At 72.6% G+C, this 14483-nt stretch carries 11 protein-coding genes; 8 read left to right on the plus strand and 3 right to left on the minus strand.

Annotated elements, in window-relative coordinates:
- Nucleotides 1-175: 175 nt before the first annotated feature.
- Genes ACIBST_RS27815 through ACIBST_RS27830 form a run of 4 tightly spaced genes read left to right on the plus strand, consistent with a single transcriptional unit; the run spans nucleotide 176 to nucleotide 5444 of the window.
- Entirely contained in the window at nucleotides 176-1924 is a 1749-nt protein-coding gene (locus tag ACIBST_RS27815) for a dipeptide ABC transporter ATP-binding protein (RefSeq protein WP_397175821.1), read from the plus strand.
- Nucleotides 1925-1980: 56 nt separating this feature from the next.
- Nucleotides 1981-3582, plus strand: a complete 1602-nt coding sequence (locus ACIBST_RS27820) for an ABC transporter substrate-binding protein (protein ID WP_397175822.1) — start codon at nucleotides 1981-1983, stop codon at nucleotides 3580-3582.
- 9 nt (nucleotides 3583-3591) lie between these two features.
- The gene (locus ACIBST_RS27825) at nucleotides 3592-4536 is read left to right on the plus strand and encodes an ABC transporter permease (protein ID WP_397175824.1); all 945 of its coding nucleotides are present in this window, start codon (nucleotides 3592-3594) and stop codon (nucleotides 4534-4536) included.
- Nucleotides 4533-5444 (plus strand): ABC transporter permease, encoded by a 912-nt coding sequence (locus tag ACIBST_RS27830; protein ID WP_397175825.1) that lies wholly within the window; start codon nucleotides 4533-4535, stop codon nucleotides 5442-5444. Before ACIBST_RS27825 ends, ACIBST_RS27830 begins: the two co-directional genes overlap by 4 nt.
- Nucleotides 5445-5494: 50 nt before the next feature.
- On the opposite strand, the gene ACIBST_RS27835 is transcribed toward ACIBST_RS27830, so the two are convergent.
- Nucleotides 5495-6466, minus strand: a complete 972-nt coding sequence (locus ACIBST_RS27835; RefSeq protein WP_397175827.1) for an aldo/keto reductase — start codon at nucleotides 6464-6466, stop codon at nucleotides 5495-5497.
- Nucleotides 6467-6579: 113 nt separating this feature from the next.
- On the opposite strand from ACIBST_RS27835, the gene ACIBST_RS27840 reads away from it, so the two are divergent.
- Nucleotides 6580-7326 (plus strand): SDR family NAD(P)-dependent oxidoreductase, encoded by a 747-nt coding sequence (locus ACIBST_RS27840; RefSeq protein WP_397175829.1) that lies wholly within the window; start codon nucleotides 6580-6582, stop codon nucleotides 7324-7326.
- A 40-nt stretch (nucleotides 7327-7366) separates the two neighbouring features.
- Here the strand turns inward: ACIBST_RS27840 and ACIBST_RS27845 are convergent, their stop codons facing one another.
- On the minus strand, nucleotides 7367-8722 hold the full coding sequence (locus ACIBST_RS27845; protein ID WP_397175831.1) for an amidohydrolase: 1356 nt from the start codon (nucleotides 8720-8722) through the stop codon (nucleotides 7367-7369).
- Nucleotides 8723-8805: 83 nt separating this feature from the next.
- On the opposite strand from ACIBST_RS27845, the gene ACIBST_RS27850 reads away from it, so the two are divergent.
- From ACIBST_RS27850 to ACIBST_RS27860, 3 genes are read left to right on the plus strand one after another with little or no spacing between them, the layout of a single operon-like run.
- Nucleotides 8806-9909, plus strand: a complete 1104-nt coding sequence (locus ACIBST_RS27850) for a zinc-binding dehydrogenase (protein WP_397175833.1) — start codon at nucleotides 8806-8808, stop codon at nucleotides 9907-9909.
- A 12-nt stretch (nucleotides 9910-9921) separates the two neighbouring features.
- Complete coding sequence (locus ACIBST_RS27855) at nucleotides 9922-10875, plus strand: aldo/keto reductase (protein ID WP_397175835.1); 954 nt, start codon at nucleotides 9922-9924, stop codon at nucleotides 10873-10875.
- Nucleotides 10872-13136 (plus strand): arylsulfatase, encoded by a 2265-nt coding sequence (locus ACIBST_RS27860; protein ID WP_397175837.1) that lies wholly within the window; start codon nucleotides 10872-10874, stop codon nucleotides 13134-13136. The genes ACIBST_RS27855 and ACIBST_RS27860 overlap by 4 nt, the downstream gene beginning before the upstream one ends.
- A gap of 4 nt (nucleotides 13137-13140) precedes the next feature.
- Here the strand turns inward: ACIBST_RS27860 and ACIBST_RS27865 are convergent, their stop codons facing one another.
- Nucleotides 13141-14466, minus strand: coding sequence for a glutamine synthetase family protein (locus ACIBST_RS27865; RefSeq protein ID WP_397175839.1), 1326 nt, complete (start codon nucleotides 14464-14466; stop codon nucleotides 13141-13143).
- Nucleotides 14467-14483 lie beyond the last annotated feature (17 nt).

Below are 14483 nucleotides of genomic sequence, written 5' to 3' on the forward strand. Positions count from 1 at the left end.
GACGTTCACCATAGACCCTCTGTCTACGAACGTGGAATAACCGTTGACAGTAGGGGGACCCTCTGTCAACCTTTGTAGAACTATCTGGCTCGAACATGGCCTTTCGGCAGCTCAGTGTGGGTTTGCGTGCCCCACTTCGAGCACGGGACCGGTGCCTGGAATGGAGCTCTCGCGCATGTCGCTGCTCAACCTGACGGATCTGACCATCGGCGTCACCCGGGAGGACGCCGAGCCCCAGGAACTCGTCCACCGGCTCACCCTCGACGTCGCCTCCGGGCAGACGCTGTGCGTGGTGGGGGAGTCGGGCAGCGGCAAGACCGTGACGGCGCTGTCGATCATCCGCCTGCTGGAGTTCGTGGCCCCGGCCTACACCGAGGGTGCGATCGAGGTCGGCGGCGTGGACGTCACGCGGCTGAGCGCCGAGGGCATGCGCGCCTACCGGGGCGCCCGGATCGGCATGATCTTCCAGGAGGCCCTGGACTCGCTCAACCCCGCCCAGCGCGTCGGCGCGCAGCTCATCGAGGGCTACCGGCCCGAGGGCGCGCTGCCCCGGCAGGCGCTGCGCCGCGGCAGCCGGCTGCGCCGCGAGGCCGAGGCCAAGGCCAGGAGCCTGCTCACCGAGGTCGGGCTGGCCGACACCGACCGGATCATGGCGCTCTATCCGCACCAGATGTCCGGCGGCATGCAGCAGCGCGTGATGATCGCCATGGCGCTGATGTCCGACCCCGACGTCCTCATCGCCGACGAGCCGACCACCGCCCTCGACGTGACCACGCAGGCCGAGATCCTGGCGCTGTTCCGTCGCGTGCAGCGTGAGCACCGGACCGCCTGCGTCTTCATCACCCATGACATGGGCGTCGCCGCCGAGATCGCCGACCGGATCGCCGTCATGTACCGGGGCAGGCTCGTGGAGATCGGCGACAAGATGGACATCCTCCGCAAGCCTACGCATCCGTACACCAAGGCGCTGCTGGAATGCGTGCCGCAGCTCGGCGTCAGCCGCCGTACGGGATTCCCGACGATCTCGGAGACCCGGCTGCGGGCCGCCACCGAGACCGCCACCGAGACCGCCATCGGGAGCTCCGGCGGCAGCGTGACCGAGACGCCGGCGCTCGGCGACGAGCCCGCCCCCGCCGACGGCACCCCGCCCCTGGTCATCGAGAACGTCACCAAGGTCTACCGGACCGGCCGCCGGGCGAGCGTGCGCGCGGTCGGCGGCGTCTCGCTGGAGATCGCGCCCGGCGAGTTCTTCGGCCTGGTCGGCGAGTCCGGCTCGGGCAAGACGACGCTCGGCCGCATGGTCAGCGCCCTGGAACGGCCGACCTCGGGCAGCATCTCCTTCGGCGGGCACCGCATCACCGAGGCGGGGCTGCGCGGCGACGAGCGCTCCTTCCGCCGCGCCGCCCAGCTCATCTTCCAGGACCCGCAGAGCTCGCTCGACCCCCGGCACACCGTGGCCCGCATCATCGCCGAGCCGCTGCGCGAGCTGACCCCGCTGCGCGGCGCGGACCTCGACCGGCGGGTGGCCGAGCTGATCGACGAGGTCGGCCTGCCCGCCGACTGCGCCCGCAAGCTGCCCTCGCAACTGTCCGGCGGCATGCGCCAGCGCGTGTCCATCGCGCGCGCGGTCGCCGCCGAGCCGAAGCTCATCGTCGCCGACGAGCCCACCTCAGCCCTCGACGTCTCCGTCCAGGGCCAGGTCATGAACCTCCTCCTGCAGCTGCGCCGCTCGCACGGCATCAGCTTCCTGTTCATCACGCACAACCTCAGCCTGGTGCTGTCGGTGGCCGACCGCGTCGGCGTGATGTACAAGGGCGACCTCATCGAGGTCGGCGCCCCGGAAACCATCGCCTCCTCCTCCACCCACGAGTACACGCGCCGGCTCCTCGCCGCGAACCCCGACTTGTCGGCATACGTGGAATAGCCCCGGGCCGGCCTTCTCTTCTGTCCCCCCTTTTAGAGCAAGAGCGAGAACCCACCATGAACGTGCTCAAGAGCCTGAGGGCCGGGCTCGTCTCCGCCGCCGCGGCGAGCGCCCTGCTGCTCGCCGGCTGCGCGGGCGGCGCGACGTCGTCCTCCTCGTCCTCCGCCGACGCCGGCGCCCCCGTACGCGGGGGCGACCTCGTGGTCGCGGTGCCGACCGACCCGCAGTCGCTGGACATGGTCGCCAACCCCGGCCAGGTCACCGCCCACATCGGCAACATGCTGTACGAGAAGCTCTTCGAGGTCGACAGGGCCTTCGCGGCCAGGCCGATGCTGGTCGACACCTACAAGCGCAGCGACGACCGGCTCACCTACACCTTCGAGCTGCGCGCCGGTGTCACGTTCCAAGACGGCGCCCCGCTCACCGCCGCCGACGTGGTCGCCAGCCTGGAGCGCTGGCTGAAGAGCCACGTCACCGGCCAGCAGGTCGCCGCCGACGTCAAGAGCCTCAAGGCCACCGGCGACCGCACGGTCACGCTGGAGCTGAAGAAGCCGCGATACCCGCTGATCGACGAGCTGGCCAGCCCCGGCGCGGAGATCTACGAGGCGAAGAACCTCAAGGACGTGCCGGCCACCGGCTTCGCCAAGGAGGGCGCGGTCGGCACCGGGCCGTACAAGCTGAAGAGCTGGGACATCGGGCAGCAGGTCGTGCTGGAGCGTTACGACGACTACAAGTCGCGCGCCGAGGAGGACTGGGGCGGCCAAGCCGGCGCCAAGCACGCCTACCTCGACACGGTCACCTACAAGGTCGTCGCCGACCAGGACGCCGTGGTCAACGGCCTGCAGACCGGCCAGTGGGCGCACGCCATGCCGGGCGACGACCAGTACACCCCGCTGAAGAACAACCCCGCCGTGGTCGTGTCGAACCTGGCCGGGGCCAACCAGAACGTGCTGATCCCCAACTTCAACAAGGGCTCGAAGTTCTCCGACGTGCGTGCCCGGCAGGCGCTCAACCTGCTGATGGACAAGCCCGCGCTGAACGCCGCCACCGGCGGCGGCCCGGACCTGACCGCCGAGGTGGGCGCGCTGGTCTCGCAGGACAACAAGGGCCTGTACTCCACCGCCGGCGACGACGTCTACAGGCAGCACGACCCGGCCAGGGCCAAGGAGCTGTTCGCGCAGGCCGGCGTCAACGCCGGTGACACCGTGCGGATCCTGACCTCCAGCAGCTACCCGCAGTTCAGCCAGTGGGCGGTGCTGCTGCAGGACCAGCTCTCCAAGATCGGCATCAAGACGAAGATCGACACCTACGACTTCCCGACGATGCTCGGCACGATCACCAAGGACCCCGGCGGCTGGGACGTCACCACCCTGTTCTTCAACGCCGCGCTCACCTCGCCCTCACAGATGCCCGCGCTGACCCTCGGGGCGTTCAACGGCTCCGGCTCGCCCGAGCTGGCCAAGCTGATCGAGGACTACAACGCCGCGACCTCCCCCGAGACCGCCAGGACGCTGATGGACCAGCTCCAGGCGTTCGTGTGGCAGCAGTTCCCGGTCATCACGATCAGCCAGTCGAAGCTGTACGCCGCCTACTCGCCCAAGCTCAAGGGGTACGACACGTTCTACCGCGTGTTCTGGAACTCCTGGCTGCGGAAGTGAGGGGGGAACATGGCGGGACTCCTGCTCCGGCGGCTGCGTGACCTGGTCGTCATCCTGCTGATCGTGGGCACGATGATGTTCTTCGTCATCCGCCTGATCCCGGGCGACCCGGCCATCGCCATCCTCGGCCCGACGGCCAGGCCCCAGGACGTCGAGGCGCTCCGGCAGAGCATGGGCCTGACGGGCTCGCTGTGGGAGCAGTACCTGAGCTGGCTCGGCAACGTGGCGGGCGGCGACTTCGGCTCGTCGATCACCTACCACGCGCCGGTGGCAGGGGTCGTGGCCGAGCACTTCGTCCCGACGCTGACCCTGGCGGTGATCAGCACCGTCCTCAGCTTCGTCGTCGCGGTGCTGGTCACCTCGTGGAACGCGGTCTCGCCGCGCAACCCGGTGGCCCGCGCGCTCAACCTGCTCTCCTCGCTCGGCATGGCGATCCCCGACTTCTGGATCGCGCTGATCCTGGTGCTGGTGTTCGCCGTGTCGCTGCGCTGGTTCCCCTCCAGCGGGTACGCCGACCTCTTCGCCGATCCGGTCGCCGGGGTGCCGATGCTGGTGCTGCCGGTGGTGTGCCTGGTCATCGGGCAGTCGGCGCTGTTCACGCTGACCCTGCGGGAGAGCGTGCTCGGCGAGCTGCCGCAGACGTACCTGCGCACCGCGCGGGTCAAGGGCCTGTCGGAGCGGCAGGTCATGCTCGGGCACGTGCTGCCGAACGCGCTCATGCCGCTGGTCACCCAGCTCGGCAGCAACTTCGCGATGATGGTCGGCGGCATCGTGATCATCGAGTCGATCTTCGTCATCCCCGGGCTGGGCTCGTTGCTCATGGGCGCGGTCTCGACCAGGGACTTCCCGCTCGTCCAGGGCGTGACGCTGTTCGTCGCGCTGATGTTCGTGCTGGTCAACCTGGTCGTCGACCTGTCCTACGCCCTCCTCGACCCCAAGGTGCGTGTTTCGTGACTTCCCAGGCCGTCGCCGGGCGCGTCGGGACGGCCGGGCGGCCCTCCGCGGCCTCCCGGGCCTGGCGCCGCAACCGGGTGCTGATCACCGCCACCGCGCTGCTCGTCCTGGTCGTGCTGGCCGTCGTGCTGCTGCCGGTGTTCCTGCCGGACGCGAACGCGACCGACCCGGTGCACCGGCTGCTGCCGCCCTCGGCCGACCACCTGCTCGGCACCGACTCCTACGGCAGGGACGTGCTGAGCCGCCTGGTCTCCGGCGGCCGGGCCTCGCTCGGCCTCTCGGCGCTCATCACGCTCTGCGCGGCCTTCACCGGCATGGTGATCGGCCTGGTCAGCGGCTTCTACCGGGCCGTGGACGCCGTCGTCATGCGGATCATGGACGCCTGGATGTCGTTCCCGGCGATCATCCTGGCCATGGCGCTGGCCATCGGGCTCGGCGCCAGCATCTGGACCGAGCTGATCGCGCTGACGGTCATCTTCACGCCGTTCACGGCCCGGGTGATCCGCAGCCGGGTGCTCGGCGTGGCGGCCCGGCAGTACATCGGGGCGGCGCGGGTGTCCGGCATGCGGCCGGCGAAGATCCTGTTCGTGCACGTGCTGCCCAACGTGCTGCCGCTGGCGCTGGTGCAGGTCGTGATCCTGTCGGCCTCGGCCATGCTGGTGGACGGTGCGATGAGCTTCCTCGGCCTGGGCATCGCGCCGCCCACGCCGACGTGGGGCAACATGATCGCCGAAGGGCGGTCGTACCTGACGCAGGCGCCGTGGCTGATCGTGCTGCCGGGCGTGGCCATCATGCTCTGCGTGCTGCTGCTGAACCTCATCGGGTCGAGCATGCGCAACGTGGTGGACGCGCGCGCCCGGTCGATGAGCGAGCTGCAGAAGCTGCGCACCCGCCGTCCGGCGCGGTGAGGGCACGCGTGGGGACGCCCGGCGATCGGCCGGGCGGCCCCGCGGCCGGGTCAGGGGGTCCAGACGCCGTCGGCGCGCACGTCGCGGTCCAGCCACAGGCCGGCCAGGGCCGCGCGCACCTGCGGGCCGTGCTCGCGCCACAGCCGCAGCGCGCCCAGGTTGTCCTCCAGCTGGGCCGCCCTGCTCACCCCGAACAGCACGTTGGCCACCGCCGGATGCTCCAGGCAGAAAGCGATCGCGACCTGGGCGGGCGTCGCGCCGAACTCGGCCGCGACCCGCGCGACGGCGTCCGCGGCCTGCCTGACGGCCTCCCGGATGCCGCCCGGGTCCGCGCCGATCTTCCGTTCGGGGAACCTCCTGCCCACCAGGATGCCGCCCTCGAAGACGTCGCTGGCCTGCAACGCCAGCGCGCCGGAGGCGAAGTGCCGGCCGTAGAAGCCGCCCTCGGCCATCGAACGGCGGGCGATGCTGTACTTGAGCTGGGCGAAGCTCGGCGGCGTGAGGCCCTCCTCGGCGGCGAAGCTCAGCGCGAGGTCGACGTCCTCGGCGATCCAGTTGTTGACGCCCCAGCTCGTGAAGCGGCCTGCCGCGATCTGCTCGGCGACGTCGGTGACGATCCGCCGGATGTCGGGCCGCTGCATATAGTCGCCGACCACGACGGTCTCGGCGCTCTCGACGCCGACGCGGTCGAAGCTGACGTCGAGCTGCTCGCGGAAGCCCGTGCGCGGGTACTCCCACAGCCAGAGCTTGCCGCAGAGCTGCCAGTCCTCCCGGCTCGCGCCCGCCTCGCGCACCGCCCGGCCGAAGATGAGGTCCGTACGGGCCTGCTCGGCGTGCGGGCCCATGTTGTAGTGGGCGACGTCGAAGAGGGTCACCCCGGCGTCGAGGGCCGCCCTGATCAGGGCCACCGCGTCGCCGAATTCCATGCGGTCCCAGGTGTTCCAGGACCCCAGCCCGAACAGGGACGTCGCCGGGCCGCCCGGTCCGAGACGCCGTGCCGGAACCCGCTGTGTGTCGCTCACGTCGATCCACTCCCTGCCGGATGAAGCCTTTTTGTCTACGCTTGTATAATAATAAACTCAGGACGCCCGCGCAGCCCCGTCTGCGAAGGCCCGAACCGAACAGGAACCCCCACATGAGCGAGCCTGTCGTTCCCAGGACCGTCCTCGTCACCGGCGGCGCGAGCGGCATCGGCCGCGGCGTCGCCGAAGCCTTCGCCGCGGCGGGCGACCGGGTGGTCATCGCCGACCTCGACGAGGCGCGGGCCAGGGCGGTCGCCGCCGAGCTCGGCGCCCACCACGTCCAGGTGGACGTCGGGGACGCCGCCTCCGTCGAGTCCGCCGTCGCGGCCGTCGCCGCAGAGCACGGCGACATCGGCGTGCTGGTGAACAACGCCGGGCACACCGCGGGCGGCGGCCCGCTCATCGGGCTCGACGTCGACGTCTTCGACGCCTGCGCCCGGGTCAACTTCCGCGGCACGTTCCTGATGACCCGGGCCGTCGGGGCGCACATGGTGGCGCGCGGCGTCCGCGGCTGCATGGTGAACATCTCCTCCATCGGCGCCCGCCGGCCCACGCCCGGCCTCGGCCACTACGAGGCCACCAAGGCCGCCATCGACGCCCTGACCCGCTCGGCCGGCATCGAGCTGGCCCCCCACGGCATCCGCGTGAACGGCGTCGCCCCCGGCCCGGTGCTCACCCCGATGACGGCCATGTTCGCCACCGACGACGCGGCCAGGAAGGCGTGGGAGGCCCGGATCCCGCTGGGCTCGATCGCCCAGGTGGCCGACATCGTCCCCGCCGTGCTCTTCCTGGCCTCCGACGGCGCCCGCCACATCACGGGCGTCAGCCTCCAGGTGGACGGCGGCCAGCTCCTGGCCTGACCCGCCCCCGGCGGGGCCGGGCCGCCACCGGCCCCGCCGGTCAGTCCAGCGACACCCCGTCGCGCAGGTGGACGATCCGCCCCGCGGTCACGGTGGCGTCGACCGCGACCTGCGGCAGGTCCGCCGGCGCGACCTCCAGGGGGTCGCGCTCCAGCACGCAGAAGTCGGCCGCCTTGCCCCACTCCAGCGACCCCTTCCACGCCTCCGCCCCGTCCTGGACCGCGGGCGCGGTGGTGTAGCAGCGCAGCAGGCGGGTCATCAGCCGGGGGCGCGGCGCCCGCTCGCCCAGCAGCCCGCACGCCGCCGCCACCTGCGCCCGCCAGTCGGGCGTGGTCACCGGCCCGTCGCTGCTCAGGGTGAAGGTCACCCCACTGGCCAGCAGCTCCTGGAGCGGCCAGGCCGTCCCGGCGACCTCCGGGCCGAGCGCGCCGGCCACCCAGCCGGCGGTGGCGGACGCGATCACCGGCTGGGTGGTGAGGCCCATGCCGAGCCCGGCCATGCGGGCGATCTGGGCGGGGTTCACCAGGTCGCCGTGGATGACGTAGTGCCGCCCCGAGGCCCCGTGCTCCAGCTCGGCCACCGTGTCCACGAACGCGTCGATGGACCGGTCGCCGGTGGCGTGCACGCCGACCTGGAGGCCCGCCCGGTGCGCCAGCCGGATCATGGTGCGCAGGTTGTGCTCGCGCGCGGTGTCGTCCGCCCCCGCCACCAGCAGCGATCCGTGGCCGCCGGAGGTGTAGCGGTGGCAGGTCCAGGCCGAGCCCATGGGCGGGATGCCGTCGGCGAAGATCTTGAGCCCGGTCACGTTGAGCCAGGCGGGGTCGGCGCGGGGGAGGGGCGCGTCCAGGCCGGTGGCGACGTCCTCCAGGGTGCTGGGGCCGTCGAGGGCGCCGAACAGCCGCAACGCGGTCACCCGGGCCCGCAGCTCGCCCTCCTTCGCCAGCGTCGTGTAGGTGTCCAGGACGGCCTGGGAGAAGCAGCCGGTCTCGCCGTCGTCCTCGCCGGGGCCGAGGCCGGGTTCGGTGTAGCTGGTGATGCCGAGCGAGGCGCAGATCCGCCCGGCGCGCAGGATGGCGGCCCGCCTGGACTCCTCGTCGGCCAGCAGCCGGCCCTGGTGGGCGGACAGGCCGTTCTCGCTGATCAGCGTGTCCGGCCAGACCGCGCCCAGCCAGGCGGCGTGCAGGTGGGAGTCGTTGATGCCGGGCAGGACCGTCCGGCCGGCCAGGGAGAGCACCCGGGTGCCCGGCCCGGCGTGCGCCAGGGCCTCCTCGTCCGTGCCGACCGCCACCAGGCGGCCGGCCCGCGCCGCCAGGCCGCTGGCCCGCCCGTCGCGGGCGTCGAAGGTGAGCACGTTGCCGCCGACCGCCACGAGGTCCGCGTACTCGTCCGCTGACACCGGGTTCCTCCCGAGGGGCTGTAATTGTTTGTCAACGAGTGTAGATTAACCACACTTAACGGTCGAAAGCCACGAAGGTGACCATGCCTACGAGAACCGCCGCCGCCGTCCTCACCGAGCACGGCAAGCCCCTCAGCCTTCAGGACGTACCGCTGCCGGACGCCGTCGAGCCCGGCGCCGCCCTGGTGCGCATCACGTGCACCACCCTGTGCGGCACCGACGTGCACCTGTGGGCCGGCCAGATGACGTTCCCCGGGATGCTCCCGATGATCCTCGGCCACGAGATGGTCGGCGAGGTCGTCGAGGCCGGGCCGGGCACCACCGACGCCCTCGGCCGCCCCGTCGGCGCGGGCGACCGCATCGGCTGGTCGGAGTCCACCTGCGGACACTGCTACGGCTGCGCCGTGCTGCGCCAGCCGGTCGCCTGCGCCAACCGCGGCTACGGCTTCACGCAGCGCGCCGACCGCCCCCCGTACGCCACGGGCGGCCTGGTCGAGTACTGCTACGTGACCCCGGGCGCGGCCAAGCTGCTGCTGCCCGCCGACGTCAAGGACACCTGGGCCTCGATGTCGGGCTGCGCGGCCAAGACCGTGCTGCGCGCCGTGGACCGGGCCGGCGGCATCAGGACCGGCGCCACCGTGGTGGTGCAGGGCGCGGGCGCGCTCGGCATCTTCGCCACGGCCGTCGCCAGGATCGCCGGCGCGGGCACCGTCATCACCGTGGGCGGCCCGGACGACCGGCTGGCCGCCGCCCGGCGCTTCGGCGCCGACGCGACCGTCTCGACCGACCTGAGCAAGGAGGAGCGCGTCGCCCGGATCAGGGAGCTGGCCGGGGAGCGCGGCGCCGACTACGTGTTCGACCTGGCCGGAGCGCCTACCGTGGCCGAGGAGGCCGTCGCGGTGGCCGCCCAGCGCGGCACCGTGGTGATCGTCGGCTCCACCGGCTTCGAGCTCGCGCCCGTGCCGCTCGGCGCGGTCATGGGCAAGGAGCTGACCGTGGTCGGCTCGCTCAACGGCGACATCGCCGACTACCACCGCTCGATCGAGTTCTTCCGGACCTTCGCCGCCCGCATGCCGTGGGACGAGCTGTTCAGCGAGCCCGTCGGCCTGGCGCAGGCCACCGCCTGCGTCGAGTCGATGTCCCGGCTCGGCCAGATCAAGGCCGTCGTCGACCCCCGCCTGCCCTAGGAGAGCCGAACCGTGCAGACCATCCCGCGCCGCCGCATCGGACGTACCGGACCGGAGACGGGCGTGCTCGCCCTCGGCTCCTGGCACACCTACGACCGCATGGACTTCCACGACGCGGTCGCCATGATCCGCGAGGCCGTGGACCGCGGCATCGACCTGTTCGACGTCGGCGTCTACGGCTTCCCCGGCATGCCGCCCGTGTTCACCGACGTGATCTTCTCGGCCCTGGTGCGCGCGGCCGGCCTGCGCCGCGAGGACTACCTGCTCTCCTCCAAGCTGTGGCTGGAGGGCTACCCCGACCACAGCCTGCGCGACCAGCTGCTCAACGCCCTGTTCCGGGCCGGCGCCGACCACGCCGACCTCGTGGTGCTGGGCGACCTGCGGCACGACGGCGTGGACCTGCACCGGCTCGTCCTCGACCTGGCCGGCCTGGCGAAGGAAGGGCTGATCCGGAGCTGGGGCGTCAACAACTGGTCGGCCTCGAACGTGCAGACGCTCATCGACGCCGCCGCCGGCGAGGGCGTCGAGGGCCCGGCCGTCGCGCAGCTGAAGTACAGCGTCTCGCGCCGCTCGATCCCCGACGGCGCGCCGTTCGCCCGCATCTTCGCCCAGGGCGTCACGCTGCAGTCCTCCGACGTGCTGGAGGGCGGCGTGCTGCTGGGCAAGGGCGTGGACCGGCAGGTCGGCCGCGACCCCGGCGGCGTCAGGGAGCGCATCGCGGCCTCGGCGGCCGAGCTGGCCGCGATCGCCGCCGACCTGGACGCCACCCCCGCGCAGGTGTGCGTGGCCTTCACGCTCACCCACCCGGCCAACACCACCACGCTGTTCGGCGCGACGAGCCTGGACCAGCTCCGCGACAACCTGGCGGCCGTGGAACTGGTCGAGCGGGTCGGCGCCGAGGAGCTGCGGGCCCGGGTGGCGCCGCTGTGGGCCGACCGGGACGCCGTCGACCCGGAGGGCCCGTGAGCACGCCGCCGAGCAGGGGGTACGAGGGCTTCGGCGGCACGGCCCGCGAGCTGGCCTCGCAGTCCACGCCCTGGTGGCCGCGGCCGCCGCGGGCGCGTCCCGGGGCGCCCAACGTGGTCGTCGTGCTGGTGGACGACCTCGGGTTCAGCGACCTGTCGCCGTTCGGCTCGGAGATCGACACGCCGCACGTGCAGGCGCTGGCCGAGTCCGGCTACCGGCTCGTCAACTACCACAGCACCCCGCTCTGCTCGCCCTCCAGGGCCGCCCTGATGACCGGGCTCAACCCGCACCGGGCCGGGTTCGCGACGGTGGCCCACGTGGACCCGGGCTATCCCGGCTACCGGATGGAGATCCCGCGGGAGGTGCCCACGCTGGCCGAGTCGTTCCGGGCCGGCGGGTACGCGACGTTCATGGTCGGCAAGTGGCACCTGACCGTCGAGTCCAAGCTGCACGACGGCGCCGACAAGAGCTCCTGGCCGCTCCAGCGCGGCTTCGACCGCTACTACGGCTCCATGGACGGCTTCACGTCCCTGTTCCACCCGCACCGCCTGATCAGCGACAACGGCCCGATCCCCGACGAGGGCTTCCCGGACGGCTTCTACCTGACCGACGCCCTCACCGACCGCGCCATCGGCATGATCAACGGCCTGCGCGCCAACGACGCCGACAAGCCGTTCTTCCTCTACTTCGCCCACCAGGCCGTGCACGGGCCGGTGCAGGCCAAGCCCGCCGACGTCGCCAAGTACCGCGGCCGCTACGACGCGGGCTGGGCGCGGATCCGCGAGGAGCGCTTCGCCCGCCAGCTCCGCGACGGCCTCTTCCCCGAGGGCACCCGGCCCTCGGACCCGGACCTGGCGCCGTGGGAGGAGCGCACCGAGCTGTACGCCCGCCACATGGAGGTCTACGCCGCCGCCGTGGACGCCGTGGACCAGAGCCTCGGCCGGCTGGTCGAGCACCTCAAGCGCATCGGCGAGTACGACGACACCGTCATCGTCGTCACCAGCGACAACGGCGCGACCGCCGAGGGCGGCCCCGAGGGCACCCGCAGCTACCTCAGCCGCTTCGTGCACCTGGCCGGCCTGCCCGGCGACTGGTGCCACGACGTGCCGCGCGACCTCGGCCTCGTCGGCGGCCCCCAGGTCCACGGCCATTACCCGCGCGGCTGGGGGAACGTCTCCAACACCCCGTTCCGCCTCTACAAGGGCCACGCCTACGCGGGCGGCATCCACGTGCCGTTCGTGCTGTCGTGGCCGGCCGGGCTGCCCAGGCAGGACGGCGACCCGGGCGTGCGCGACCAGTACGCCTACGTCACCGACGTCGCGCCCACCCTCCTCACCCTGGCCGGCCTGGACCCTCCGCAGGACGTGGACGGCGTCCCGTTCGACCACTTCCTGCGCGAGCGCGACCGGCCGAGCCGGCACCGCTCGCAGTACGTCGAGAGCGGCGGGCAGCGCGGCTACTTCGAGGACCACTACAAGCTCATCGCCCCGCACCTGCCCGGCACGCCGTTCACCGACGACGGCTGGGAGCTGTACGACATCGCCCGCGACCCGGCCGAGACCACCGACCTGGCCGCCGAGCAGCCGGAACGGGTGGCCGACCTGGCCGCGAAGTGGCGGGCGGCGGCCTGGCTCAACACGGTCTTCCCGCTGGCCGACACGCCGGACATGCTCAACACCCGGCCGGCGGCCGAGCTGGCGCTGTCGGAGCCGGTCACGATCCATCCGGGCACCCCGGTGCTGGAGCGGTTCCGGTCGAGCAGGCTCACCTCCATGCGGTCCTTCACCATCGAGGCGTGGCTGGAGCGGCGGCCGGGCGACGAGGGCGTGATCGTGGCCCACGGCGACCAGGGCGGCGGCTACGTCCTGTACGTCGAGGACGGCGAGCTGCGGCTGACCTACAACGCCTACGGCGTGCCGGTGCGGGCGGCCGGCCCGCTCCCGGCGGCGGGCCCGGTGACCGTCACGGCCCGCTTCACGGCGCTGCCGGAGATGCGCTGGGACATCGAGGCGCTGGTGGACGGCAAGCCGGCGCTGGCCGTCGAGCGGGTCCCGCAACTGCTCGGCATGGCGCCCTTCACCGGCATCAGCGTCGGCTTCGACTACGGCGGACCGGTGGACTGGGAGCTGCACGAGCGCCGGGGCGTGTTCCGCTACCGGCGCGGCCTGGACCGGGTGCGGTACGTCCCGGGGGAGAAGGCGCCCTACAACCCGGAGATCATCGCGCTGGCCGAGGACCTGGCGCAGCGCGCGATCGAATGACGGGTCACAGGTGGTAGGCGTACTCGCCGAACTCCCAGTCGGTGACGTGCCGCTGGAAGCGGGCGACCTCGTCGCGCTTGTAGGCCAGGAAGGCGGCGGTGAAGTCCTTGCCGAGCAGCTCGGTGAGCTCGCCGTCGGCCTCCAGGGCGTCCAGGGCCGCGGGCAGGGTCATCGGCAGCACCGGGGCCTTGGAGGCGTCGTAGCCGTACCCGACGAGCGGCGCGGGCGGCTCCTCGGCCGCCCGCACCCCCAGCAGCGCGGCGGCCGCGGTCCCGGCGACCAGCAGGTACGGGTTGGCGCTGGCGTCACCGAGCCGCAGCTCGAAGCGGGCGCCCGCGCCGCGCTCCGGCGGGACGCGGAGCATCGCGCTGCGGTTGTCGAGCCCCCAGTCGACGAGCCAGGGGGCCAGCGTGTCGGGGCCGAACCGCTTGTAGGAGTTGACCGTCGGGTTGGCCAGCGCCGCCAGCGCGGGGGCGTGGGCCAGCACGCCCGCGATCGCGTGCCGCGCGGTCGCCGACAGCCCGTACGGCGCGGCCGGGTCGTCGAAGGCGTTGCCGCCGTCCTCGCCCAGGCACGACAGGTGCAGGTGGAACCCCGACCCGCCCTCGTCGTTGAACGGCTTGGCCATGAACGTCGCCAGCCTGCCCTCCACCCGGGCCAGCTCCTTGACCGCCGCCTTGAACCAGAAGGCCCGGTCGGCCGCGTCGAGCGCCTCGGAGTGCCGCAGGTTGATCTCGAACTGGCCGCTGCTGAACTCGTGGTTGCCCGCCGTCACGCCGAGGCCGAGGTTGCGCAGGTGCCGCAGCGTGCGGGTGAGGTGGCCGTCGGGGTCGCCGCGGCGGCCGGCGGTGTAGACGTTGCCGGTCGCCTCGGCGTAGCGCTGCCAGCCGCCCGCGGGGGCCGGGTCGCACAGGAAGTACTCCAACTCCGGCCCGACGACCGGGCGCAGGCCCTGCTCGGCGCACCGGACCAGCACGGCGCGCAGCAGGTCGCGCGGCGACTCGGGGGCCGGGGCGCCGGTGGCCGGGTCGACGACGTCGCCGTGGCACCAGGCCACGCCGGGCTCCCACGGCAGCGGCGTGAGCGTGGCCAGGTCGGGGACGACGGCGATGTCGGGCAGCCCCGCGTCCAGGCCGCCGCTGATGTCGGCGGTGCCGCCGCGCGGGGTGGAGTGGTAGACGGCGCGGCAGAAGGCGAGGCCGTGACCGAGGGCGTCGGGCAGCGCCTCCAGCAGGACGTCGCGGGCGCGGTCGGTCCCGGTCAGGTCGGGGTAGGTCACGCGGACCACGTCGACGCCCCGCTCGGTCAGGCGGTCGATGTGCTGCTGCACCGGTCTCTCCTAGGGTC

Source organism: Nonomuraea sp. NPDC049684, from assembly GCF_044465345.1.
Lineage (GTDB): Bacteria > Actinomycetota > Actinomycetes > Streptosporangiales > Streptosporangiaceae > Nonomuraea.

Bases quoted from the DNA above. Each gene is read 5' to 3' on its own strand.
- ACIBST_RS27825 (WP_397175824.1), top strand. From the start codon at position 3,592: ATGGCGGGACTCCTGCTCCGGCGGCTGCGTGACCTGGTCGTCATCCTG.
- ACIBST_RS27840 (WP_397175829.1), top strand. From the start codon at position 6,580: ATGAGCGAGCCTGTCGTTCCCAGGACCGTCCTCGTCACCGGCGGCGCG.
- ACIBST_RS27815 (WP_397175821.1), top strand. From the start codon at position 176: ATGTCGCTGCTCAACCTGACGGATCTGACCATCGGCGTCACCCGGGAG.
- ACIBST_RS27850 (WP_397175833.1), top strand. From the start codon at position 8,806: ATGCCTACGAGAACCGCCGCCGCCGTCCTCACCGAGCACGGCAAGCCC.
- ACIBST_RS27820 (WP_397175822.1), top strand. From the start codon at position 1,981: ATGAACGTGCTCAAGAGCCTGAGGGCCGGGCTCGTCTCCGCCGCCGCG.